Here is a 19,887-nt window from a genome sequence, read left to right on the forward strand (position 1 = left end):
CGTGCGCACCTTTCGCGAAAGATCCGTCACGCTACGTAACTTCTTTCATTTCGCGAAATTTCGCGAAGTAGCTTGCTTTTCGCGAACAACCGAGTAGTGTCGTTTCCGAAGCTCGTTGATCTTCAAAACGAAGATCACAAACCACTCGGGAGGTGCCAATGACCAGCGCAAACACGGCAACGACGCCGGAGCAGATCGTCGGCGACCTCATCGACGCCGCCGCACCGGACGGTGAGCAGATGCTCCAAGTCGGGCAGGTCGCGAAGGTCCTCGGAGTGACCGACCGTGCCGTCCTCTACCTCCTGCAGGACAACCGGCTCGGCTACATCCGCACCGGACGGCGCGGGTATCGCATCCCGCGCCCGCTGCTGGCCGAGTACCTGCTGCAGGGCTTCATCCCCCGGCAGCTCACGGCCGCCGAGCAGCAACTCGCCGAAACGCAGCAGGCCATACAGGAAGCGAACGACGAGCTGGCAACCCTCACCGCTCGCATCACCGCGGCGGAAGCCACGCTCGCCCTGGTCGACGGCGTCGACACACCCCCCCGGCGTAGACGGTCCACCCAAACCGTCCCGTAACCAACCCACCAGCACACACATAGGAGACCCCACGACCATGAGCGTTGATGCAAGCACTCTTGCTAGCAGTAACACGGGCCCGCCGAAGGGCCCGGACCTGCCGTTCGACCGGAAGTACGCCCTCGTGGCCATGCACGCCGCGCGGCACCTGACCTGCCCGGCGTTCGGGCCGCTGCGCAAGCTCCTCGTCGGCCTGCTCCTCGAAGACGGCTGCTCGCCCGCGTACGCGGGCCTGCACGCCGACGACCTGATCAGCGTCGCGTGCTGCGTGATCGCCAGCGTCGAGGCGGACGAGCCCCGGAAGGTCCCGTGGCCCGGCGGCCAGCAGGTGCACCCGTACGTGCAGGCCATGTACGAAATGGAGACCAGCACGTGAGCAGACTCGCAGCAGCCGCCGCCGAGGACCTGGCCGAGGGCCTGGCCGATGGCGCCGACGAGTGGCCCGAGCCCGAGGACCTGGCGGCGTTCCCCGAGGTCTACCTCTGCCCGGGGGAGTGCAAGAACCTGCAGAAGGTCAACAAGGGCGGCACGATCCGCAAGCACAAGGCGAACAAGGGCGACGTGCTGCCGTGCACCGGCTCCGGAGCTCCGATCCTGACCGCCCGCATCCCGCGCCGTAGCAAGGCCGGGTTCTACAAGGACCACGTGACCGGGGCGATGCTGCGGTCGGTGACGACGATCCTCAACCAGGGGTCCGCGCACGAGGCGCTCGTCTTCTGGGCGGCCAAGGTCACCGCCGAGACCGCGATGGACAACGTGATCGACATGCTCGCCGCCTCCCGCACCGAGGAGGGCCGGGCCGAGTTCATCAAGTGGCTCAAGCAGGAACCCAACCGCCGCAAGGACGAGCGGGCCGACGTCGGCTCTGCGGTCCACAAGCTGGTCGAGTGCAAGATCCTGGGCGAGCCCGCCCCGGTGCGGCTGCTGGCCAACCCGACGCTGAGCCCGTACCTCGAGCACTTCAACCGGTGGGTCGACGAGTGGGAGATCGACTTCGAGGCGTCGGAGATGGTCGTCGCCCACTACGAAGACGAGTACGCGGGCACCTTGGACTACCTGTTCCGGTCCCGGCGGCTCGCGCGGAAGCTTCGCGTCCCCCCGGACACCATCTTCCCCGGCGACACCAAGACGGGCGGCACCCTCAACGGCCAGACGTACGACGGCAACGTCCACGGCGTCTACCCGGAAGCCGGCCTGCAGATGAGCGCGTACCGCAAGGCCCCGTGGGGGTGGCTGCGCGACGGCGAACGAATCCCGCTGCCGCCCCGGCACGACGTGGGCATGATCCTGCACCTGCGCCCGGAAGGCTACAACCTCTACCCGGCCAGGTGCGGCGACGACATGTACGAGGTGTTCCAGTCCATCCGCCGTGTCGCGGAGTTCAACACCGGCCTCGCCAAGAACGTCATCGGCGAAGCGCTGACCCTCGACGACGAGACTGTGGAGGAGGCAGCCTGATGGGCGGCCGTATTAAGGACCTGCAGCACCGGCTCCGCACGATCGGCCGGATCCGTCTCGGCACGTTCGAGGGCAGGCCGAAGGCGTCGGAGTTCTTCATCCCGACCTCGGAGTTCGAGCACTTCATCCGGCAGCTGGCCGACATCTACGGCGGCGACGTCGAGCAGTTCAAGCCGCAGGGCGACGGCGGGATGCAGTGGCGGCTGATGAACCCCGAGCTGACTTCCCTCGAAGCGATCATCCCGCCCGGCCGTGACCCCCTCGACCAGGCGTACGAGAAGTGGTCCAGGGGCGGCAAGCAGGCCCGCTGCGACGGCGAGACCGTCGCGAACCTGAACCGGCCGTGCGTCTGCAAGGCGCAGTGGGGGCCGAGGTTCTGGGAGAACGCGCCGCAGCAGCAGGCGTGCAAGCTGCACACCCGCCTGAATCTCTGGATCCCCCGGATCGAGGACATCGGGACGTTCCTGCTGGAGACCCACGGCGCGAACGCCGGAGCGGAGCTGCCCGGCTTCGTCGACATGGTCCAGGGCATGTTCGGCACCAAGGTGGCGGTCCCGGTCAGCATCTGGCTTGTCCCCCGTACGGGCCGGGAGAAGGGCAAGGTCAAGCACTACACCAAGGTCGAGATCGCGATCCGGGGCATGACCGCCTTCCAGGCGGCGTCGCGCATTATGGCGGCCGGGTCCGAGCACGCGGAGCTGGGCGCTGGGGCGTCGGAGGACCGTCTCGCGATCGAGTCGGGCCAGCCTGACCAGCTGGACTACATCGCGATGATCGGCGCCGCGCAGACCCGCGAGACCGTGAAGCAGGTGTGGCGGCAGGCCCGAGCGGACCGCGACGTGTGGATGACCAGCGGCGCGAAGATCGAGGCGGAAGCGGCCAAACGCGCCAGGGAGATCGACCGGCTGGCCGAGGCGTGGAAGGACGTTGTCACCGCCTGGGAGGGTGGCGACATGGACGTGCTGCATGGCGCGTTCACCGACTTCAGCCGCGGCCGGAAGATTGAGGAGGCGACAGCTGAGGAGCTGGAGGCGTTCCTCAAGACGATCCAGCCCGCCGAGCCGCCGCGCTCCGAGCAGGCCCCGACCGTGCAGCCGCCCGCTGGCCGCAGCGCTGAGAACGTCGTGGTGCCGCCGGACGACGAGATCGAGGACGCCGACGTCGTCGACGACCCTCCGGTGGCGAAGGAACGCCTGACTCCGATGAACATCGCGATCGGCGAGCGCGGCATCACCCCGCACACCGGCAAGGGCAGCACAGCCGCAAACAAGGCCGCCAAGGCGGCATGGCTGACCGAGACCGTCAAGCGGCCCGTCGAGTCGACAGCGGACCTCACCGAGAGTGAGGCCGACCTGGTGATGAAGCGGCTCAAGAGCATGCCGATCACCCACCCCAGCAAGCCCAAGCAGGCCGCCGCGCAGCAGCCCCAGCAGCAGGACCCGGCCGCGCGCCGCACCCACATGCTGAACCTGTTCGGCCAGCTCGGCATCCAGGACCGCGATGAGGTCATGCGGGACATCAGCATCATCACCGGCGCCAACGTGGACATGTCCGCCCCGCCGACCCCGCAGCAGGTGCAGGACGCGATCGATGTCCTGGAGGCCGCCAGCGGCGACTTCGACACCTACGACGCCATGCTCGCCCAGATTCAGGAAGCCCGCGCCCCGCAGGCCACGAACTGATCCCCCTGCCCCCGGCCGGTGCCCAAGGCCGGGGCTTCCCCTCCCAACCCACTCAAGGAGAACTGATGCGACCCCTCTATGTGGAGTCCGACCATCTCAGCCCCGACCGCATCGGCTACGTCCGATACGAGCTGGAGGCGGCGCTGTCGATCGGCGCATACCGGCTGCCGACGTCGACCACCAACCTGGCCGAGCTCAAGGAGAACGCCGCCATCTACCACAAGATCGCGGCCACTGCTGAGCACGCCTACCGCGACGTGATGGCCCGCATCGCTTGGCTGGAGAACCAGGAGGAGCAGCGCAGGCTGGCCGCCGCTCACACCTCGGCCCCGGCTCCGCTACCCCAGGCCCCCGCTGCGCAGCCCCGGGCCGCCGCACCCAAGCAGTGCATGTGCGGCGACACGTCCGCGCCGTACACCGTGCACCGGCAGGAGGCGCCCTGCTACCGGGTCGACAACCCGCCCTGCCAGACCTGCCAAGGGAACGGCTGCCCGAACTGCGCGGGCCACGGCATCGCCGTCGTCAACCCCCCGCAGGAGCCCCCGGCCGGAAAGGCCAACGCGCTGCAACTCGTCCACGACGGCCGCGCGCCCATGCCGAGCACGGCCAGCTTCAACCCGCCCACCACCCGGGCCCCGGCCCCGGCGCCGGGCCAGTGACCCAAGCACCACCACGAAAGAAGGACAGATGAGCGACAACAACCGCAACCTCAGCGACATCGCCGCGATCGTCGCGGACGCGACGGGCCTCGAGGCGAAGGACGCGACGAAGGCCGTCAAGGCGACGATCTTCGCGATCGAGCAGGAGGTCGCCAAGGGCAACAAGGTGCAGTTCGTCAACTTCGGCAGCTTCTCCCTGGTCCACCACGAGGCCCGCACCGCGCGGAACCCCAGCACCGGCGACGAGGTCGACGTGCCGGAGAAGTGGAAGCCGAAGTTCAGCGTCGGTCAGGGCTTCCTCGGCCTGATCCAGCAGACGCAGAAGGCGGCTAAGAACTGATGCACCACATGTTCCGAGGGTGGGGCACGCTGCGGGTCTTCGCGGCGTGGGACGCCAGGCGGCGGACGTTCACCGCGTACGCCAAGGACGTCAACGACACGATCGTGTGGCAGGTCGGCCAGGACGACCACGAGCTGCCGACGATCAACGACCTCCAGCATGTGCTTGATCCGCACCGGGCGTACCTCACCGTCGAGGTGGTGGCTGCTCTCCTGGGAGACCAGGAGGGCGGCCCCGCCGCTCCTGTCGACGGCGGTACTGCTTGCGCTTACTGCAGGGTGGGAGTTGCGCAGTGACCGGAGCACCCGACACGGCCGTCATCGTCGGCGCCGTCATCGCCGTTCTCGGCGGGGTCATCGTGTTCAGCTACTTGGCGTCCAGCGCGTCCCGCCGCCATCAGTGCCGGTGGGCACCGGTGGCCGTCTCGAACCTGAAGATGGCGCCGTTCGGGCCGGAACAGACCGCCGTGCTGGAGCGGTGCGCAGGCTGCCGCGGCCTCCGGTCGACGACGCTGGTCGGCGCGTGGACGTTCGCCCAGCTGCTCGGGCGAGAGGCCGAGGCCGGCACCGCCGCCGAGGACGTGGCCGGATGAAGGTGCTGATCTACGTTCTCGTTGGCGTGCTGCTCGGCCTGGCGACCCTCGCACTCCTCTTCTGGGGCCTGGCCAGCGCCCAAGGCCAAGACGACCGCATCGTTCAGCAGGACAACCCCGGCCCGGTCAGGTACCTACAGGTCGGCCGTAGGTAAGCCGGTGAGGGGGTGCGCTGATCACGGCGGGCGCCTGATCAGCGCACCCCCTCACCACGTGCAAATGAGATTGGAGAGACGGTGAAAATACAGTTCGGCCTGATCGCGTGGTTCGTCCTCACGGTCGCCCTCGGGGCGTTGAGCTACGCGTGGCCGCCAGCGGCTTACGTGCTCGCCTTCGTCGGCGCTGTCAGTGTGGCGTTCACCATGGCGTTCGTCGCTGAGGGCGCTCTGCACGAGCTGCGCAGCGTCATCCAGGCGCGCCAGTACCAGCGGAGCTTGGACCAGGCGCGGGCGGCGTTCCTCGCCCGGCGCGCCTCCTTCGAGCGGGAGGAGGCGACTGACGAGTGACGCTCCTCGTTGCGATCGGGACCGTGCCGGACTGGCACCGGGATGCCGCGTGCGGCGACCTCGGGAAGCTGTTCGCGTCGAAGAAGCCCGACGACGTCGACAAGCAGCGGAAGGTGTGCGCGGCCTGCCCTGTGCGGGTCAGGTGCGCCGCGGACGCTGCGGCGAAACGGAAGAACCAGCTGCCGGACCTGGTCGTGGCCGGGCAGACGCGGGCTGAACACCTCAACGGCCGCCTGGTCAATGCGCGACGCGCATGCACGAGGTGCGGCGAGTGGAAGCCGCTGCCCGAGTTCAACCCCAAGAAACGCGGCAAGCACGGCCGGGCGTCGATCTGCAAGAGGTGCGAGAACGCGCGCCAGCGGGCCGCCTACCAGGCCAAGAAGACGGCAACGTCATGACGGCCGAGATGACCGAGGACGACGCGGCCTGGATCCGCGAGCACGTCTGGACGGACGGCATGCGCCGCGTGGAGTACGAAGTCCGGCCGGGCACGTACACCCGGTGCGAGTGCCAGCGCGACGTCTGCTACTCGTGCCACCGCGGCGTGCACGAGCGGTGCAACGCCATCCCGCGCCAGTCCGACGAGGGGATGATCGCGGACAAGACCGGCACCCTCCCCGCGTGCTTCAAGGAACCATACGCGCACGTCACAATCGACGGCGCACCGCAGGCGACGACCGTCGCGCAGGTGTGGCTGGCCGACCGAATCTGCCGGTGGGCCTGCCGATGCGACTGCGCGGGCACGCTCCCCATGTCGCCGATCAACGCGGGCTGGATCCGGCGAAACGCCTGGTCGAAGAGCTTCGCTGATCGGACGACCCGCCAGTACGGCGACCTGTACGACCTGTGCCCGTGCCAGGAGGACACCGACTACCCCGAGCAGCGCGGCCGCACTTTCCCGGACGGCTGGCTCAACGGCGGAATCATCTTCGACCAGCGCCGCCAACTCCTCGCCCCCATCGCCGTGTGGCTGGCCGACCGGGCGTGCCGGCCGATGCCCAAACGCGTGCCCCCGGTCGCTGTCCCCGGCGGCCTTCAAGACGCACTCCCCGGTTTTGACACGGAAGGAACAACCACATGAGCGGCTCCATGGAGAACGAGCAGCCCACCCCGTACCGCAACGGCAAGAAGAAGAAGCCCCGCAGGATCGCCGGCAAGCGGGTTGTCAAGCACAAGAAGAAGGAGCAGCAGATGCCGAGACACCAGGTCGTGTGCAGCGATGATGTCGTGGCCGTCGTGGAGGGCTACGGCGTCACCAAGGCGGACCTGGCCAGCGTCCGCGCGATGGTCCTCGGCATCCCCCTGGCGTCCACGGGAGGCATGTGATGCCGGGCGGCGACTTCCTGGCCAACGCCAGAGTGCGGGCCTTCATCACTCGCGAGGTGCTGGCGGAGCGGATGAGCCAGCACGCCAAGTACGGCCAGCAGCAGCACCGCGACCGTGCCAGCTTCAAGCCGGTCGAGTTCGAGTTCCCGGCGATGCTCGCCCACGCCGAGCGGCAGATCAACGACGACCCCGAGACGAAGACCTGGCAGTCGATCCTGCTCCAGCAGGTGTACGGGGCGATGGCCGCCGACGAGCTGCCAGCGATGCGTCAGGGCCTCGTCCAGGCCGCCGCAGCCATCATGGCGTGGATCGAGGACATCGACACCAGGCCCGCCCCGGGGGGCGATGTCGATGGCAGTTGACCAGGCCCGCCGCGTGACCGCGGCGACCAAGCAGCGGAAGGCGCACAGTCTCGGCATCAAGACGCGAGTGGACGCCACCCGCGTCCGCCAGCATCTGCAACTCCTGCGCCGCACCATGAGCGTCCGCGAGATCGCCGAAGACTCCGGCATCACCGGCACGTCCATCTGGAACATCCTCCTCCACGGCCAAAGGACCGTCATGCCGACCACCGAAGAGAAGATCCTCGCGGTGACCCCCATCAACGGGTACGTGCTGCTGGACTCGATCGGATCACGGCGCCGCGTCCAGGCGCTCACCGCGATGGGCTGGACGGGCGAGGAGATCGGCCGCCGAGTCGCGATGCGGCGAGGAGACACCTGGGCCAACATCACCCGCGTCATGCAGGGGCGGCGGATCACGGCAAGCCTCGCGCATGAGATCAACGTCGTCTACGCGGACCTGCGCGAGCTGGCCCCGCCCACCGATCTCGCCGCCAGTCGGGCCAAGGCACGCGCCCAACGCGCCAGGTGGGCGCCGCCGGCCGCGTGGGAGTCCGTCGACATCGACGACCCGGACGCCCGGCCGGACTGGTCCGCGGTGCCGTGCGCGTTCGGCGCATGCCCCGCCCGGTGAAGCCGGGCCGGACCCACTGTGACGCGTGTCTGCAACGGCTCCGGAAGCACGGCACACTGGAGGGCTCCACCCTGGCGAGGAACAGGCAGGCGCTCGTGGAAGACGCCCTGTTCATCTCCAAGCATGAGGGGCTGTCGCTCCATAACGAGGCCGAGGCGACGCTGATCGCGGAACGTCTCGGCGTGACCCTAATAGCGCTGCAGCGGGGTCTCGTACGGCACGGCGCAACGAACATGCAAGCAGAAGAGCTAGCGGAAGAAGGAGCGCAGTGAAAGGGAAAGCGCAGGCGTGCAGGCCCATCGACGCAGACCGACACTTCGGCTACTGCAAGGAGTGCGGCAGTCTCCGATACCGCAACAAGCGGATGGCGAAGGTCGCGGCTCGGCAGATCCACCCGGGCCAGAACCTGCGGGCGTACAAGTGCGGCGACTACTGGCACTACGGCCCGCACACGGCAGCGAAGAGGAACCGGCAGTTCCAGGGCGCCCGGCCGAGCCTGATCATCGTCGACGAGGCGGTGAACTGGGATGGGCGGAACACTGGCCGTGGACTTTGATGGGGTCGTTCACGCATACGCCTTGGGCTGGGCTGACGGATCCATCTACGACGGCCCTATCGCGGGCGCTCTGGACGGGCTGCGCGCACTCATGGAGCACTACGCCGTGTTCATCCACACTGCACGCGACCCGCAGCAGGTCATCCCGTGGCTGGAGAACTACAGCTTCGACTGCGCGCACGACGACCAGGGACTCCGCTTCTGGAATCAGCGTGGCGTGCTGCTCGTCACCAACCGGAAGCTGCCCGCAAAGTACTACCTCGACGACCGCGCCGTCCGGTTCACCGCGTGGGGCGCGGCGCTCGACGAGCTGCTGCCGGGCGACGTCCGGAACCCTCTGCGAGGCACCGATGCGTAGCCGGACCCCGGACCACCCCGGCGACGGGTTCGAGCTCGTCGAGGACCAGAGCGGACAGTACCGGCACCGCAGCACGTGGCTGCGGCGCTGGCGCGAAGGCGACGACACCGCCTGCGCCGTCACCCGCAAAGCGGAAGGTGTGCCGTGCGGGCCGCCCGTCGCCGTCGTCCTCGTCCGGTTCACGTCGTACCACCTCGCCCGCTCCGGCAGTTCCGTCAGCGGGCGGCGCCGCGCGGTGTGCCCCCTGCACCTGCCGTTCGCGGCCGGCGCGGCACGCCTGTCCGACGAGGCGCACGACGCCGCGCACGCCCGCCTCGTCCAGGCCCACGCCGACGAGTTCGCCCGCTACCTCGACGACGAGGTGACGCGGCGGCGCGAAACCGCGACCGCGCAGGCCATGCGGAAGCTGGCCAAAGTCCTCAACGACCACCCGGAGGGAACCCGATGACCGAGCAGCAGCCGATGACGCTCACCGACTGGCGGGGCAACCCGTACACGGTCGGCACGCTGATCTTCTATCCGCGCATGTCAGGCCGGTCCTGCGAAATACAGGAGGGCGAGGTCCTCGACATCTATGAGGCCGTCTACGACAGACGCACTTATCGGGGGTGGATGCGGTACGACGCCGCCAACCCCGATCACGAGGGCGAGGAGCGCGAGACCCGGGTCAAGGTGCAGCCGACCGGCCGCAGCTCCCGCGACTTCTACCGCACCAACCACCAGGTGAAGCGCGACGAGCATGGCGAGATCGTCCGCGACGAGAACGGCCGCACGGTGTGGGAGAAGGCTGAGGCCAAGCCAGTCACCCTGACGGTCATCGATAACGTCACCGTGGCCGACGCATGAAGAGGTCGAGAACGATCGAGCTGGGCGCGGTGGCCGCCATCGCGTCGCTCGTCCTGACCGCGTGCGGCGGCACCGACGAGCAGGTGACCGCCGACTGCGTCGAACAGGCCGCACAGGCGGACGGCTCACACCGTGTCGTGGACGACCGCTACTGCGACGACTCGCACGGCACCTTCGTCTACATCTACGGCGGCGGCAGCAGCCGCGGATACGTGCGCGGCGGCACCACCGTGCGGCCGACGAACGCGACGATCACCACCCGCTCGGGCAAGGTCATCTCGCGTGGCGGGTTCGGCGGCCGCGGGACGGGTGGCAGCTGATGGCGTCTTTCCAGCGGCCGAGGGTCAGCGTTGAGCAGCAGGACCACCTGACCGTCATCCTGCAGCAGGCTCCGTCTGGTTCCGGGCTCAGCGACGGGGCGGCGGGCCTGGTGATGCTCCGCTTCTACAAGGAGATGCGGGCCTGGTGCGAACCGGACTGGTTCACCCTCGGCTACACCGGGTGGCGTCACGCGTCCCGCGAAAAGGTGCAGGCGGACCTGACGCGCCTGCGCGGCGAGGTCGGCCCGATGCGGCTGATCGTCGGGTTCGACCCGGAGAAGCGCACCCCGGGCGGGGGCGACATGCACGCCTACGACTGGGCGATGAGCGCGCCGGGCGTGGTCGTGGAGTGCCTGCCCGCGCCGTGGCATATCCCCGAGTTGGACAAGTCCGCCGGGCCGTACCGGAACGGCGCGATCGTGGAACGCACCCTGGCGGCGGTTGGCGCGAAAGCGATGCTGGCACACCTGCACCCGGCATCGCGCGGCGCGGCCGGCACCGCCGCATACGCCAAGTTCCGGGGCCTGAACGTGTGGGAGGAGTCGGCGGTATGAGCGCGCACCCTTTGGATGACCAGATATTGGCGGCGGCAGAGCACGCGGAACGCATAGTTTCCGCCGTCTTCGCCCCTATCACTGGCCCGGTGATTGAGCCGCGCGGGTGGGTGAACAGCGTGGCGGCGGACTTCATGGCCGCCTACCTGCGACGCCGTCAAGGGTGCGGGCATCTGCAGAGTCCTCAGCCGGTGTTCGGCACGCCACGGCAGATGGGTGTCATGCGGTGCATGGCGTGCTTCCTCTCGTACTTCGACGAAGCTGAGTCGTTCTCGACGTGTGACCGGTGCGCCGCCACCTGCGACGACGTGGGCGGCAGCGCCGTGACGGAGGGCCCGATCCTCCTGGTGCTGATGCTGTGCCGGGCGTGCCGGACGGCGACATTGGCTGAGCAGGAGTAACGCGGTGCCCCTCGAACAGACGTGCGTCATCGTCGACCTGCCGGACGACGAGCCTTGCACCCGGCAGGCGGTGATGGTGCTGCTCATGGCGTGCGTCCACGAGCACATGGGCCACACTCCCGTGTGCCAGTTCCACGTCCAGTGCGCGGCGGACGGGGAGCTGCTGTGCCCGGACTGCCACGCGTCGGCCAAGCATCACGCCTGCCGTCTTGAGGCCTTGGCTGAGGTGACTGAGTCGGGGGAGCGCCGTGTTCTCCAAGGCTGACATCCGCCGCTGCAAGGGGTTCGGCGTCAAGCCGCCGTGCGGCCAGCTGGTCCGGATGACGAAGGCCGAGAGCGGCGCGCCGTTCCCGGTCGACCTCGCCCCGGACCCGGACGGGAACACCGCGGTGTGGCGCGACGTGGCCGGGGTTCTCCGGTCGCGTCGCGTCACCAAGGACAACCCGTTGGCGCCGTGGGAGCGGCTGATGATGCCGCACGTCGCGACGTGCAAACCACCAGCGCGGAGACCACCACCGCGGCCGCCGCGCCCACCGAGGGCGAGGCCGGCGGCGGGCGAGACGTACTACGCGGTGCTCGGCGTCGACCGGGCCGCGACCCAGGACGACATCAAGAGGGCGTACCGGCGGCTCGCCCGGCAGCTGCACCCGGACGTCAACCACGACCCGCAGGCGGCCGAACGGTTCAAAAGGGTGACGGAGGCGTACGACACCCTGTCGGACCCCGCGAAACGCAAGATGTACGACTTGACCGGCCGGGCTCCGCGCGCGGGCCGGTGACCACATGGAGGAGAGCACATGGCAGATGACGAGAGCCGCCGTCGAGGCTGGCACTACGGTGTTGAGGCCGAGGACGACCGGTGTGACCTGATATGACCGCCCTTCCCTCAAGGACGATGATGCACGACAGGGGGAGTGGTGGCCGAAAGCCTGGTCGGGGAGGTGGCTTCGTGGCTTGGAACGCCTGCCGCGCAGGGGATGCCAGCTTCGGACCGGTGTGTGCTGTTCATCATTGCGGAGCGGGCGAACAAGACGACGCGCCGCATGCTGTGGCATCGCGGGGACCGCAGAGAAGACGGCACGAAGATCACGTTGACGGAGACGTTGCTGATACGGACCGGGCTCGGCACGCGGGGCCTGAGCGAGGCATTGCAGCGGCTCGCGGCTCGGGGGATCGAGGTCCGGGTTCAGATCGACACGGACTCTCTCGGGCGGCCGGTGTTCGCGCGGCGGGGGCACGCGGTGGACTACCGCCTGCCTCCGTTGCCGGCGTCGGTGGAACTCCCGCCAGCGCCGAAAGATAGGTCACGCTCAGACCGCAGCCAAACCGGTCGTTGAAGCCTGTGGATAACCTTTAAATGATCATGGAATCGGGGGGAGTTTGGTTACGGCCACAGCGTGGCCCGTGGTCACGCTCAGACCGTAACCAAACCCTCCGTTAGGTCACGTTCTAGCGGGGGCCCCTATCCCTACTAGCTTTCCCTTCTCTATATCCCTTAATGGATCCCCCCGTACGTGGCTGAGGTGGAAGGGAACAAGATCGCGCGACTCAGAAGACCATCAGCTCACGCAAGCACTCACGCAAGCAGGAGGACCCCACCCCATGCCCCAGACCCAGCACGAGAACAAGCCCACCCTCCGCCACGCATACGGCCCCCTCGCCGCGCTCCTCGTCCAAATGCGCGCAGACTGGGACCTCGACCAGGTCCTCCGCGAACTCGTCAGCTGCCCCTGGAACGGCCACCTCGTCCTCCAAGCGTTCCTCGCCGCGAGGGACGACCCCAGCGACCGCCTCCGCGTCCGAGACGCCGTCATCAAGATCGCATCCCAGCAGCAGCGGCTCACCCCCGAGCAGTACGCCGCCCATCGAGCCCACGCCCAACGCATCATCGACCGACGCCACACCAAGGACGACACGTGATCACCTACATGAGCATTCGCATGATCGTCCTCGCCTGCGACACCGACCACTGCGCAAACCTGTGCGGCATCACCGAACCCACCAGCATCAACGACGCCCGCAGCACCGCATCCGCCGCCTTCGGATGGACCAAGGCCGGAGACCTCGACCACTGCAAGACCTGCAGCTCCACACACGGCCCCGGCTCCTCCTACTCGTCGCTGATGGTTTTCAGCCACTACGAAAGCAGCACGCGAGAACACGACCAGGACCCCCCTAGAACGCGCTCAGACGCAAGCTGAAGCGCTAGCATGTCGGATCCGTCCTGAGAGACACGGAGCATGATCAACGACGCTCTACGGGCCACATAGCGCCACACAAGGGGAAAGGCGACACAAGGGCAGCAGCAAGGCAGGGCGCAAAAGGGCGTTCGGCCAGGCCACAACGTCGGAGACTCGGAAAATCTCTGAGGTTCGGCACCTCCAAAGGGTTGTCACGAATCCCGAACGACCTATATGATGATCTCATGAACTACTCGAAAGCGCGCAGGGGAGCGGTGGCCGCGAGCGGCGCGGCGCTCATGTGCGCGGCATTCGCCCCGTCCCTGGCCTGGGGTTACGCCCTCGGGCCAGTGTCGCCGCCGCCCACCGTGACGGCGGAGCCGCCTAACCCCGTGCCCGTGACGACCACTGTGTTCGTCACGCCGCCGCCCGTCACCGTCACCGCCACCCCGGCGGCGTCGGTGCGGACGGTCACGCCCGAACCCTCGGTGTCGGTCAAGACCGTGACGCCCGAGCCGTCCGTTCGGACCGTCACGCCCGAACCGGCCGTGACCACGGTCACCCCGTCGCCGTCCACGGTGTTCGTCACGACGAACCCGCTTCCCGCGGTGCCCGTACCCACGCCCCCGGGGGGCACGGCGGTCGAGCCCGACGCGAGTGTAAAGATGCCGGTCGCCGCATGCGCAACCCCGCCGCTCCCCGGCGTTGCATGCGTCCCCGCACCCCCGGTGCCCACCGTCACCCTGACCGCTGACCCGGCGGCCATGGACGGCCCGGCAGGTCTTGCCCTCGGCGCCCTCGGCATCATCGCCGTCGGCGCGGCGGGCACGGCAGTATGGCTGGTCAAGCGGAAGTCCGGCCACGGCCAATCACGCAAGCAAAAGAGCTCGCGTAAGAACACCTCAACCAACCCGAAGGACTGATCATGTCTGAGAACACGACCGCCACCGCCACCCCCGCCGAGGTCAAGCTCACCGCCGAGCAGGCCACCCAGCTGCTGCCGGTGTACGCGTGGCTGACCCGCGCCGAGACCCCGAAGGGCGGCTCCGCGCGCGGCACCGCCTCCTTCTGGTCCTTCGTCGGCGGGATGCGCCCCAGCATCGCCACCCTCATGGCCCTGCACCAGAACGAGCAGCTGGCCGGTGACGTGGTCATCTCTGAGGAGCTGATTGAGGCTCCCGAGATCGACGGCTACCCGGCTTCGTACATCTACACGCAGGGCACGGGCAAGGCCGTCAAGCGGTACACCACCCTGCGCCAGTACGGCATGTTCCTGCTCGCGGTCAGGGACGCGGAGCACCCGCTCGCGCAGACCGCTGGCGTCACCGTCTCCGACCTCACCAAGTGGATCACCGCCGTGATCCCCGACGCCATGGACCGCATCAAAGCCCAGCGTGACGCCGCCCGCAAGGCGGCGGAAAAGAAGGCGGCCGGTGAGCTGATGGACAACACCATCAAGGACCTCAAGGCCGCCATCAAGGTCGCCGAGTCGCACGGGCTGGACGTGACCGCGCAGACGGCGATGCTCGCCGCCTTCGAGGCCCAGCAGCAGGCCACCGCTAGCAAGTAGCACCAAGCCGGGCCGCGTACCCGCGCGGCCCGGCTTCCCTCCCAACCAACCCAGAGCCGGAAAGGCGACCTCATGCGGTACAACACGACCCCCACGAACGGCCTGATTGAAGAGGCGGCGGAGCTGTACGTCCTCCTCATGGCGGAGCTGTACGTCCCGGTGATCTGCCTGGTCGCCTACAGCGGGGAGCCCAGGAAGGCCACGATGCACTTCGACGGTGACCACTGCGACGCCGTGCACAACGCGGTCATCTTCTGGCACGAGGGCATCGCCGCGCCGCTCGTGGAGGCGCACGCCGCCGCGCACGCGTTGCAGGACGTCAGCGAGGCCCGCAGGAACAGCAACGCCACGCCTAACTCGCCTTACGCGGGTGCTGCCCGTCGCGAGGTCAAGCGGCTCCGCGCCATCATCGCCGAGAGCGATGCGACCATCCGGCGCGAGCTTGACGCGCTGTGCGACGCGTTGACCAGGGACATCTAGCCACACGCGCGCCTCAGAACCCCGTACGCAGCCAGCGTGCGGGGTTCTTCCGTTCCCCAAGCCAGCGCGCGCCCCCCACCCCCCGCCAGCCCCCCGGGGGGGTGGTGCGGTGTGCGTCGGGTTGCCGCACTGCTCCCTGCTCCCTGCTCCTTGGGCCTTGGCGTCTGGGTGTCTGGTGTCTGGTGCATGGTTGGTGGTGTGTGGGTGGATTTCGGGGTGGCTGCGCGTAGGGCTGGTGTGGATCGGTCGACGGTGGGCCGGTGGGTGTCTGCTGGCCGTCTGCGGTGTCTGGTGGTGGACGCCTCGACTGGGTTGCCGCGGGCTCGTCGGCGGGGGGAGGCCGGGGGCCTGGTGTGCGTGCGGGAGTTGTTGGAGGTGGAGCTCGCCATGCGTGGTCGCCGGGGGCGGCCTGGGCCGCGGCTGTCGGTGCCGCGCGGGGTGTCGGGGGAAGGGCAGTCTGCGTAACGATTTCCCTGTGGATCGCGTTACGGCGAAGGGCAGGACTCCAGGCCAGTTGGGGTGACACCATGATGGTCATGGATTCCGTCGTAAAGCTTGTCGAGGCGTTGGTGTGGCCGGCGGTTGTTGTATTCGCGATCTACTACTTGGTCCGGATGTTCAAAGAGCCCCTGACCAAGCTTCTCGATTTCCGCTTCCAGAACCTCAGCCTCAACTTTCTTGGCGCTGAGCTGAATGTGGCCGCTCGGGAGGCGTTGGAGCCTTCCCCCGAGGATGCTGAGACGGCCGTTGACGTGGCGACGCAACGGGAGGCTGATGAAGCACGGCAGAAACGGCGCGAGATCGCCCAAATGATCGAGCGCGCTACGCAGGGGCAGGGCCTGTCGTCGCGCGAGCGTTCGACTCTCCTACTTGACGCTCAGCGCCGGATGCACTTCATGGGCGTCGGGTCGGCGAATCTTGACGCTCTGGTGCAGCGGTACCTGTATCAGGTCTGGTACGAGGAGAGCGTTGGCCAGCACGGCCCTGGCACAACATGAGTGGCTTGCGCGCTTTTCGTCGCGGCCAAGCGGGCATGCCCGTTCCACGGTAACGCCGCGTCTTGCTGCTGCGATGGCTTGGCATGTCGGGTTTCCAGCTGGTGGCGTCTCTCGTGGGTTCTCTCGCCTGGCCTGTGGCTGTGGTGGTGGCGGTGTGGGTGTTGCGCCGTCCTTTGGCTGCGGCGATGGGTCGGGCGAAGCGTGTGGAGGCTGCGGGGATGGCGGTGGAGCTGGCGGAGGTGGAGCAGGCCCGCGAGAGCGTCGAGGAGCGCTTGCCGCATGCCGAGTCTTTGGAACCAGCGGAGGTAGATGAGTTGGTGAAGAGGGCGGCAGAATGGGGCTGGCATCTGGGGAAACTTGGGTGGGGTGTGCCTCCCGACGTGGTTGTAGATCGGTCGGGAGAGAGGCCAGTGGTGCGGCCTCCCATGGAGGAGTCGTTCAAGAATCTCGTGAGGCTTTCTAAGCAGTGGCGGCAGGCTGCCGACGATACGTGGTACCTCGACCCGCGTCGTCCTGCTCAATAATGTGCCTCTTCTGGGCATCGGTGATGAGCTACGTTCCGAAGATCAGCGGGCTGAGGTAGTTGACTCCAACCCCGATGGGGATGGAGAGCAGCAGGCCCCAGAGGAAGATCCAGCGCTCTCGGTGCCGCTGTGTGCGTTCCGATCTTCTGCTCCCTCGTTCTAGGATGCGTTGGATTTTCTCGGCCTGCTCCTGATTGAGTTCAAGTAAGTCCTGTTGGTCTCTCGCTTGTTCGAGCAAGGCCTTGCGCGCCGCTTGCTGAGCTGCCAGATCGCGTTGGAGATCAGTCATGAGGTCGCTGGCCTCGGCGAACGCCTTGTTGACGGCTTCGATGCGTTGTTGTATGGCCGCTGCGGGGTCCGGCGCCTGGTCTACCTGCTGTCTCACGAAGGTGCTCCGTGTAGCGAGAAGTGCACTTACTGTTAGCGGGATGGCGAATAGGGCAAATGACGCCAGTATCAGCATGGGCGTGGGGGGCGCCGCTGAGGTGGAAGACCAGATCAGAGCGGGCGTGATTGTTGTTGCAAGAGCAACGGCGATGGCGAATGTGATGACTCGCCTTGGGCGTCTCCATATCCAGGTGTCGAAAGTGTCGCTCCACCTGTGCAGATTGCGGCCCAGGTTTGGCGCCTGGAGCAGGATCCTGTCGAGGAGGTGGGGCTTCTTCGGAGATGCGGTCATATGGATATTGGACCGTGTGCACGAGGTGTGCGCGAGGAAAATTGTTAGTCAGATCACGAGGCTCAACTCACGATAACGTCACTTATCATGAGTTAGAATGATCTCCGAGGGAGCTTGATTGCGACTCCATGTAACGGAGTAGTCACGCGCCCTCGACGCCGCCCGATGCACCCACGCCGGGCGTCAACCGACTCAAGAGCACGCAAGCGGAAGAGCTAGCATGAGCGACGGGATTGCATCATGGTGAAGATCAGCTTCCTGACCGAATCCGACCGCAGCTGCTGGGAAGTGCTGGCCCGTGGTAAAGACACCTACTTTGAGGTTGAACGCAGCGACGACGACTATGAACGGACCTGGCGGCGCCTGCTCGACGACGAGCAGATACGCGGAATTGCCGCCCAGCTGGACGGCAAGATGGTCGGCATCGCGCACTACCTGTTCCACGCCAGTGTCTGGTACGCCGGGAGATGCTATCTGGCGGACTTGTTCGTGGACGCGGAAGTCCGGCGGCAGGGTATCGCGACGGCAGTGATCGAGTGGGTGGCGCGGGACGCCAAGGAGCATGGCTTCCCAGGCCTCTACTGGAACACGTTGGAAGACGCCCCGGCTCGCGCGCTATACGACAAGGTGGGCAAGTTTAACAAAGGGCTCATTCACTACGCCTACCGGCGTGACGCGAGCCAGACCTCCACTCAGCGCTGAGGGGCGACCAGGATAGGCGCCGCAGGGCTGGACCAGCGGGCGAAGTTCCTCGGCGACCTGTCGGGCGAGCCCACCTGCGACGAGAAGATGCGCTTCCGGATGCTGGCGCTCGGCATTGACCCAGAAGCACCCGCCGAGGACGACATCGAGGGCCAGGAGGAGAGGCCGGCATGACCGAATTGGAGCTCTACGGCGGCGGCGAGCTGGTGCCCTCCGAGGATGCCGCGCGATGGGCAAGGCTCGCCGAGCTCGACCAGGCGGCCGACGAGTTCGAGCCCCGCTCGGAGAACACGCTGCGAAGCTACGCCAGCGACTGGACGGTGTGGGAACGGTACGTCGCCGAGGTGGGCATCCCACTGGAGGCCGGCACGCCGGGCGCGTTCCTCGGGTTCGTGATCTGGCGCGGCAAGGGAGGTGCGGCACCGGCGACGATCCAGCGGAACATGTACGGCGCGGCGGTGTGCCTGCGTGAGCGCGGGGTCGCCGTGCACCCGGACGGGCCGAAGAAGGCGAAGAAAGCGATCGACGTCCTCGCCCGCATGCTGGCCGAGGAGGGCGAGCAGCGCGGCCGCGGTAAGGCCCCCGCGTTGACGATGATGCAGCTCCGCATGATGTCGAAGGCGTTGCCGGACACGCTGAAGGGGTTGCGGGACCGGGCTATCCTCACGGTCGGCTTCGGCATGGCGGCGCGTCGGTCGGAGCTGGCGAACCTCCTCGCGCGGGATGTGGTCGTGACGGAGAAGGGCCTGCTGGTGCACAGCCGGTACGGCAAGACCGGCGCCCGATCGCCTGCGATCAAGAAGGGTGAGAACGAGTGGACGTGTGCGCAGCGCGCCTGGCTGGCGTGGGCGGCGGCCGCGGACCTCGACCCGGACGGGCCTGGGTTCATGCGCTTCAACCGGCACAAGATGATGGGCCCGATCTCCGGGCAGGGCATCGGGATCGCCGTCGCGGACGCGGCCGAGGCGGTGGGCCTGGTGGGCGTCACCGGGCACAGCATGCGCGCCGGCCTGGCCACGGCGGCGCGGGAGGCCGGGCACGACTACAAGACGATCGCCGTGCAGGGCGGATGGGCGCCGAACTCGGCTGCGCTGCACGAGTATTTGCGGATCGTCGACCAGTGGGCGGACAACGCTACGGCGGGGATCGGGATGTGAGAAGGGCTGACCACAGGTAAGGCCAGCGGTGGCCTGGCGATGGTGGTGCGATGCAGTCCCAAGCCAGGCCGCCACACTCACCGACGAAGATGCCGCCGGAATCGGAGACGTATCACCTCCCGTCGGAGGCGAGCGAGGGCATGGCGAAGCATCCGCAACTTGGTGAAGAGGAAGGTGAAGATCCTGGCCTTCGTTCGGCTTCGCCAGGCGACACCGACGAGGACCACCCCGACGATGAGGAGGGCGGCGGGGAGGCAGGTGGCTTTCCCCGGAACGAGCGCTAGGGTCTCGTTCAGCTGGACCGTGTAGCCACGGCGGCGTTCAGGGTCACGGTGAACAGCCAGGGCAGCAAGGAGAACGAGCTTACGCGATGCCCAGAGGGCGAGTTCGCCCGCTTCGTTGACGAACATCCCGACGAGGAACCCGAGGAAGGCGTCCATCGGCCG

General features: G+C 67.7%; 36 protein-coding genes and 1 pseudogene. 35 read left to right on the forward strand and 2 right to left on the reverse strand.

What is annotated here, in order from left to right:
• Window positions 1-158: 158 nt before the first annotated feature.
• The 33 genes and pseudogenes from ACFLIM_RS38910 (at window position 159) to ACFLIM_RS39070 (ending at window position 16,903) form a co-directional block, all read left to right on the forward strand.
• Window positions 159-578 carry an excisionase family DNA-binding protein gene (locus ACFLIM_RS38910; protein ID WP_393173699.1) on the forward strand — a complete coding sequence of 140 codons (420 nt, stop codon included), beginning with the start codon at window positions 159-161 and terminating at the stop codon, window positions 576-578.
• 37 nt (window positions 579-615) lie between these two features.
• Window positions 616-954 (forward strand): hypothetical protein, encoded by a 339-nt coding sequence (locus ACFLIM_RS38915; protein WP_393173701.1) that lies wholly within the window; start codon window positions 616-618, stop codon window positions 952-954.
• A complete protein-coding gene (locus ACFLIM_RS38920; protein WP_393173703.1) occupies window positions 951-2,036 on the forward strand; it encodes a hypothetical protein in 1,086 nt (361 codons plus the stop codon). The genes ACFLIM_RS38915 and ACFLIM_RS38920 overlap by 4 nt, the downstream gene beginning before the upstream one ends.
• A complete protein-coding gene (locus tag ACFLIM_RS38925) occupies window positions 2,036-3,718 on the forward strand; it encodes a recombination directionality factor (RefSeq protein ID WP_393173705.1) in 1,683 nt (560 codons plus the stop codon). Before ACFLIM_RS38920 ends, ACFLIM_RS38925 begins: the two co-directional genes overlap by 1 nt.
• 65 nt (window positions 3,719-3,783) lie before the next feature.
• Window positions 3,784-4,377: a hypothetical protein gene (locus ACFLIM_RS38930; RefSeq protein WP_393173707.1), complete on the forward strand. Its 594-nt coding sequence runs from the start codon at window positions 3,784-3,786 to the stop codon at window positions 4,375-4,377.
• Window positions 4,378-4,405: 28 nt separating this feature from the next.
• Window positions 4,406-4,717: an HU family DNA-binding protein gene (locus ACFLIM_RS38935; protein WP_393173709.1), complete on the forward strand. Its 312-nt coding sequence runs from the start codon at window positions 4,406-4,408 to the stop codon at window positions 4,715-4,717.
• An 8-nt stretch (window positions 4,718-4,725) separates the two neighbouring features.
• Window positions 4,726-5,013, forward strand: coding sequence for a hypothetical protein (locus ACFLIM_RS38940; RefSeq protein ID WP_393173711.1), 288 nt, complete (start codon window positions 4,726-4,728; stop codon window positions 5,011-5,013).
• Window positions 5,010-5,309: a hypothetical protein gene (locus tag ACFLIM_RS38945; RefSeq protein ID WP_393173713.1), complete on the forward strand. Its 300-nt coding sequence runs from the start codon at window positions 5,010-5,012 to the stop codon at window positions 5,307-5,309. The genes ACFLIM_RS38940 and ACFLIM_RS38945 overlap by 4 nt, the downstream gene beginning before the upstream one ends.
• Window positions 5,306-5,464, forward strand: a complete 159-nt coding sequence (locus tag ACFLIM_RS38950) for a hypothetical protein (RefSeq protein WP_393173715.1) — start codon at window positions 5,306-5,308, stop codon at window positions 5,462-5,464. The genes ACFLIM_RS38945 and ACFLIM_RS38950 overlap by 4 nt, the downstream gene beginning before the upstream one ends.
• 81 nt (window positions 5,465-5,545) lie before the next feature.
• On the forward strand, window positions 5,546-5,815 hold the full coding sequence (locus ACFLIM_RS38955) for a hypothetical protein (protein ID WP_393173717.1): 270 nt from the start codon (window positions 5,546-5,548) through the stop codon (window positions 5,813-5,815).
• Window positions 5,812-6,213 carry a WhiB family transcriptional regulator gene (locus ACFLIM_RS38960; RefSeq protein ID WP_393173719.1) on the forward strand — a complete coding sequence of 134 codons (402 nt, stop codon included), beginning with the start codon at window positions 5,812-5,814 and terminating at the stop codon, window positions 6,211-6,213. Before ACFLIM_RS38955 ends, ACFLIM_RS38960 begins: the two co-directional genes overlap by 4 nt.
• Window positions 6,210-6,896, forward strand: coding sequence for a DUF6248 family natural product biosynthesis protein (locus ACFLIM_RS38965; RefSeq protein ID WP_393173721.1), 687 nt, complete (start codon window positions 6,210-6,212; stop codon window positions 6,894-6,896). The genes ACFLIM_RS38960 and ACFLIM_RS38965 overlap by 4 nt, the downstream gene beginning before the upstream one ends.
• Window positions 6,893-7,141, forward strand: coding sequence for a hypothetical protein (locus ACFLIM_RS38970; RefSeq protein ID WP_393173723.1), 249 nt, complete (start codon window positions 6,893-6,895; stop codon window positions 7,139-7,141). Before ACFLIM_RS38965 ends, ACFLIM_RS38970 begins: the two co-directional genes overlap by 4 nt.
• Window positions 7,141-7,503 carry a hypothetical protein gene (locus ACFLIM_RS38975; RefSeq protein ID WP_393173725.1) on the forward strand — a complete coding sequence of 121 codons (363 nt, stop codon included), beginning with the start codon at window positions 7,141-7,143 and terminating at the stop codon, window positions 7,501-7,503. The genes ACFLIM_RS38970 and ACFLIM_RS38975 overlap by 1 nt, the downstream gene beginning before the upstream one ends.
• Entirely contained in the window at window positions 7,493-8,116 is a 624-nt protein-coding gene (locus ACFLIM_RS38980; protein WP_393173727.1) for a hypothetical protein, read from the forward strand. Before ACFLIM_RS38975 ends, ACFLIM_RS38980 begins: the two co-directional genes overlap by 11 nt.
• Window positions 8,117-8,211: 95 nt before the next feature.
• Window positions 8,212-8,388, forward strand: coding sequence for a hypothetical protein (locus ACFLIM_RS38985; RefSeq protein WP_393173729.1), 177 nt, complete (start codon window positions 8,212-8,214; stop codon window positions 8,386-8,388).
• A complete protein-coding gene (locus ACFLIM_RS38990) occupies window positions 8,385-8,672 on the forward strand; it encodes a hypothetical protein (RefSeq protein WP_393173731.1) in 288 nt (95 codons plus the stop codon). Before ACFLIM_RS38985 ends, ACFLIM_RS38990 begins: the two co-directional genes overlap by 4 nt.
• Before the next feature lie 22 nt (window positions 8,673-8,694).
• Entirely contained in the window at window positions 8,695-9,030 is a 336-nt protein-coding gene (locus ACFLIM_RS38995; RefSeq protein ID WP_393173733.1) for a hypothetical protein, read from the forward strand.
• Window positions 9,023-9,478 (forward strand): hypothetical protein, encoded by a 456-nt coding sequence (locus tag ACFLIM_RS39000; protein ID WP_393173735.1) that lies wholly within the window; start codon window positions 9,023-9,025, stop codon window positions 9,476-9,478. The genes ACFLIM_RS38995 and ACFLIM_RS39000 overlap by 8 nt, the downstream gene beginning before the upstream one ends.
• Window positions 9,475-9,876 carry a hypothetical protein gene (locus ACFLIM_RS39005; RefSeq protein WP_393173737.1) on the forward strand — a complete coding sequence of 134 codons (402 nt, stop codon included), beginning with the start codon at window positions 9,475-9,477 and terminating at the stop codon, window positions 9,874-9,876. Before ACFLIM_RS39000 ends, ACFLIM_RS39005 begins: the two co-directional genes overlap by 4 nt.
• Window positions 9,873-10,196, forward strand: a complete 324-nt coding sequence (locus tag ACFLIM_RS39010; RefSeq protein WP_393173739.1) for a hypothetical protein — start codon at window positions 9,873-9,875, stop codon at window positions 10,194-10,196. Before ACFLIM_RS39005 ends, ACFLIM_RS39010 begins: the two co-directional genes overlap by 4 nt.
• Entirely contained in the window at window positions 10,196-10,750 is a 555-nt protein-coding gene (locus ACFLIM_RS39015) for a hypothetical protein (RefSeq protein ID WP_393173741.1), read from the forward strand. Before ACFLIM_RS39010 ends, ACFLIM_RS39015 begins: the two co-directional genes overlap by 1 nt.
• An 89-nt stretch (window positions 10,751-10,839) precedes the next feature.
• Window positions 10,840-11,151 carry a hypothetical protein gene (locus tag ACFLIM_RS39020; RefSeq protein WP_393173743.1) on the forward strand — a complete coding sequence of 104 codons (312 nt, stop codon included), beginning with the start codon at window positions 10,840-10,842 and terminating at the stop codon, window positions 11,149-11,151.
• 4 nt (window positions 11,152-11,155) lie between these two features.
• Complete coding sequence (locus ACFLIM_RS39025; protein WP_393173745.1) at window positions 11,156-11,416, forward strand: hypothetical protein; 261 nt, start codon at window positions 11,156-11,158, stop codon at window positions 11,414-11,416.
• Window positions 11,417-11,723: 307 nt separating this feature from the next.
• Window positions 11,724-11,900: pseudogene (locus tag ACFLIM_RS39030) on the forward strand (DnaJ domain-containing protein); the annotation flags it as partial.
• 168 nt (window positions 11,901-12,068) lie between these two features.
• Complete coding sequence (locus tag ACFLIM_RS39035) at window positions 12,069-12,488, forward strand: hypothetical protein (RefSeq protein WP_393173747.1); 420 nt, start codon at window positions 12,069-12,071, stop codon at window positions 12,486-12,488.
• A gap of 265 nt (window positions 12,489-12,753) precedes the next feature.
• Window positions 12,754-13,071, forward strand: a complete 318-nt coding sequence (locus ACFLIM_RS39040) for a hypothetical protein (RefSeq protein WP_393173749.1) — start codon at window positions 12,754-12,756, stop codon at window positions 13,069-13,071.
• On the forward strand, window positions 13,068-13,352 hold the full coding sequence (locus ACFLIM_RS39045; RefSeq protein WP_393173751.1) for a hypothetical protein: 285 nt from the start codon (window positions 13,068-13,070) through the stop codon (window positions 13,350-13,352). Before ACFLIM_RS39040 ends, ACFLIM_RS39045 begins: the two co-directional genes overlap by 4 nt.
• A gap of 224 nt (window positions 13,353-13,576) precedes the next feature.
• On the forward strand, window positions 13,577-14,254 hold the full coding sequence (locus ACFLIM_RS39050; RefSeq protein ID WP_393173753.1) for a hypothetical protein: 678 nt from the start codon (window positions 13,577-13,579) through the stop codon (window positions 14,252-14,254).
• Between the two features lie 2 nt (window positions 14,255-14,256).
• Window positions 14,257-14,901, forward strand: a complete 645-nt coding sequence (locus ACFLIM_RS39055) for a hypothetical protein (protein WP_393173755.1) — start codon at window positions 14,257-14,259, stop codon at window positions 14,899-14,901.
• Window positions 14,902-14,973: 72 nt separating this feature from the next.
• Window positions 14,974-15,381 carry a hypothetical protein gene (locus ACFLIM_RS39060; protein ID WP_393173757.1) on the forward strand — a complete coding sequence of 136 codons (408 nt, stop codon included), beginning with the start codon at window positions 14,974-14,976 and terminating at the stop codon, window positions 15,379-15,381.
• Between the two features lie 536 nt (window positions 15,382-15,917).
• Window positions 15,918-16,379: a hypothetical protein gene (locus tag ACFLIM_RS39065; protein WP_393173759.1), complete on the forward strand. Its 462-nt coding sequence runs from the start codon at window positions 15,918-15,920 to the stop codon at window positions 16,377-16,379.
• A 218-nt stretch (window positions 16,380-16,597) separates the two neighbouring features.
• Window positions 16,598-16,903: a hypothetical protein gene (locus ACFLIM_RS39070; protein ID WP_393173761.1), complete on the forward strand. Its 306-nt coding sequence runs from the start codon at window positions 16,598-16,600 to the stop codon at window positions 16,901-16,903.
• 28 nt (window positions 16,904-16,931) lie between these two features.
• On the opposite strand, the gene ACFLIM_RS39075 is transcribed toward ACFLIM_RS39070, so the two are convergent.
• The gene (locus ACFLIM_RS39075) at window positions 16,932-17,288 is read right to left on the reverse strand and encodes a hypothetical protein (RefSeq protein ID WP_393173763.1); all 357 of its coding nucleotides are present in this window, start codon (window positions 17,286-17,288) and stop codon (window positions 16,932-16,934) included.
• A gap of 534 nt (window positions 17,289-17,822) precedes the next feature.
• Here ACFLIM_RS39075 and ACFLIM_RS39080 point away from each other — a divergent pair.
• Window positions 17,823-18,284, forward strand: coding sequence for a GNAT family N-acetyltransferase (locus ACFLIM_RS39080; protein ID WP_393173765.1), 462 nt, complete (start codon window positions 17,823-17,825; stop codon window positions 18,282-18,284).
• Window positions 18,285-18,454: 170 nt separating this feature from the next.
• Window positions 18,455-19,441 (forward strand): tyrosine-type recombinase/integrase, encoded by a 987-nt coding sequence (locus ACFLIM_RS39085; protein WP_393173767.1) that lies wholly within the window; start codon window positions 18,455-18,457, stop codon window positions 19,439-19,441.
• 77 nt (window positions 19,442-19,518) lie between these two features.
• On the opposite strand, the gene ACFLIM_RS39090 is transcribed toward ACFLIM_RS39085, so the two are convergent.
• Window positions 19,519-19,881 carry a hypothetical protein gene (locus tag ACFLIM_RS39090; protein WP_393173769.1) on the reverse strand — a complete coding sequence of 121 codons (363 nt, stop codon included), beginning with the start codon at window positions 19,879-19,881 and terminating at the stop codon, window positions 19,519-19,521.
• Window positions 19,882-19,887: the final 6 nt, after the last annotated feature.

This window comes from Nonomuraea marmarensis (assembly GCF_043197025.1).
In the GTDB taxonomy this organism is placed as follows: domain Bacteria; phylum Actinomycetota; class Actinomycetes; order Streptosporangiales; family Streptosporangiaceae; genus Nonomuraea; species Nonomuraea marmarensis.

Bases quoted from the DNA above. Each gene is read 5' to 3' on its own strand.
- ACFLIM_RS39060 (WP_393173757.1), top strand. From the start codon at position 14,974: ATGCGGTACAACACGACCCCCACGAACGGCCTGATTGAAGAGGCGGCG.
- ACFLIM_RS38970 (WP_393173723.1), top strand. From the start codon at position 6,893: ATGAGCGGCTCCATGGAGAACGAGCAGCCCACCCCGTACCGCAACGGC.
- ACFLIM_RS38930 (WP_393173707.1), top strand. From the start codon at position 3,784: ATGCGACCCCTCTATGTGGAGTCCGACCATCTCAGCCCCGACCGCATC.
- ACFLIM_RS38935 (WP_393173709.1), top strand. From the start codon at position 4,406: ATGAGCGACAACAACCGCAACCTCAGCGACATCGCCGCGATCGTCGCG.
- ACFLIM_RS38965 (WP_393173721.1), top strand. From the start codon at position 6,210: ATGACGGCCGAGATGACCGAGGACGACGCGGCCTGGATCCGCGAGCAC.
- ACFLIM_RS39080 (WP_393173765.1), top strand. From the start codon at position 17,823: ATGGTGAAGATCAGCTTCCTGACCGAATCCGACCGCAGCTGCTGGGAA.
- ACFLIM_RS39090 (WP_393173769.1), bottom strand. From the start codon at position 19,881: ATGGACGCCTTCCTCGGGTTCCTCGTCGGGATGTTCGTCAACGAAGCG.
- ACFLIM_RS39000 (WP_393173735.1), top strand. From the start codon at position 9,023: ATGCGTAGCCGGACCCCGGACCACCCCGGCGACGGGTTCGAGCTCGTC.
- ACFLIM_RS38980 (WP_393173727.1), top strand. From the start codon at position 7,493: ATGGCAGTTGACCAGGCCCGCCGCGTGACCGCGGCGACCAAGCAGCGG.
- ACFLIM_RS39005 (WP_393173737.1), top strand. From the start codon at position 9,475: ATGACCGAGCAGCAGCCGATGACGCTCACCGACTGGCGGGGCAACCCG.
- ACFLIM_RS39055 (WP_393173755.1), top strand. From the start codon at position 14,257: ATGTCTGAGAACACGACCGCCACCGCCACCCCCGCCGAGGTCAAGCTC.
- ACFLIM_RS39070 (WP_393173761.1), top strand. From the start codon at position 16,598: ATGGCGGTGGAGCTGGCGGAGGTGGAGCAGGCCCGCGAGAGCGTCGAG.
- ACFLIM_RS39050 (WP_393173753.1), top strand. From the start codon at position 13,577: ATGAACTACTCGAAAGCGCGCAGGGGAGCGGTGGCCGCGAGCGGCGCG.
- ACFLIM_RS38940 (WP_393173711.1), top strand. From the start codon at position 4,726: ATGTTCCGAGGGTGGGGCACGCTGCGGGTCTTCGCGGCGTGGGACGCC.
- ACFLIM_RS38950 (WP_393173715.1), top strand. From the start codon at position 5,306: ATGAAGGTGCTGATCTACGTTCTCGTTGGCGTGCTGCTCGGCCTGGCG.
- ACFLIM_RS39010 (WP_393173739.1), top strand. From the start codon at position 9,873: ATGAAGAGGTCGAGAACGATCGAGCTGGGCGCGGTGGCCGCCATCGCG.
- ACFLIM_RS39015 (WP_393173741.1), top strand. From the start codon at position 10,196: ATGGCGTCTTTCCAGCGGCCGAGGGTCAGCGTTGAGCAGCAGGACCAC.
- ACFLIM_RS38925 (WP_393173705.1), top strand. From the start codon at position 2,036: ATGGGCGGCCGTATTAAGGACCTGCAGCACCGGCTCCGCACGATCGGC.
- ACFLIM_RS39040 (WP_393173749.1), top strand. From the start codon at position 12,754: ATGCCCCAGACCCAGCACGAGAACAAGCCCACCCTCCGCCACGCATAC.
- ACFLIM_RS39085 (WP_393173767.1), top strand. From the start codon at position 18,455: ATGACCGAATTGGAGCTCTACGGCGGCGGCGAGCTGGTGCCCTCCGAG.
- ACFLIM_RS38915 (WP_393173701.1), top strand. From the start codon at position 616: ATGAGCGTTGATGCAAGCACTCTTGCTAGCAGTAACACGGGCCCGCCG.
- ACFLIM_RS38975 (WP_393173725.1), top strand. From the start codon at position 7,141: ATGCCGGGCGGCGACTTCCTGGCCAACGCCAGAGTGCGGGCCTTCATC.
- ACFLIM_RS38910 (WP_393173699.1), top strand. From the start codon at position 159: ATGACCAGCGCAAACACGGCAACGACGCCGGAGCAGATCGTCGGCGAC.
- ACFLIM_RS39065 (WP_393173759.1), top strand. From the start codon at position 15,918: ATGGATTCCGTCGTAAAGCTTGTCGAGGCGTTGGTGTGGCCGGCGGTT.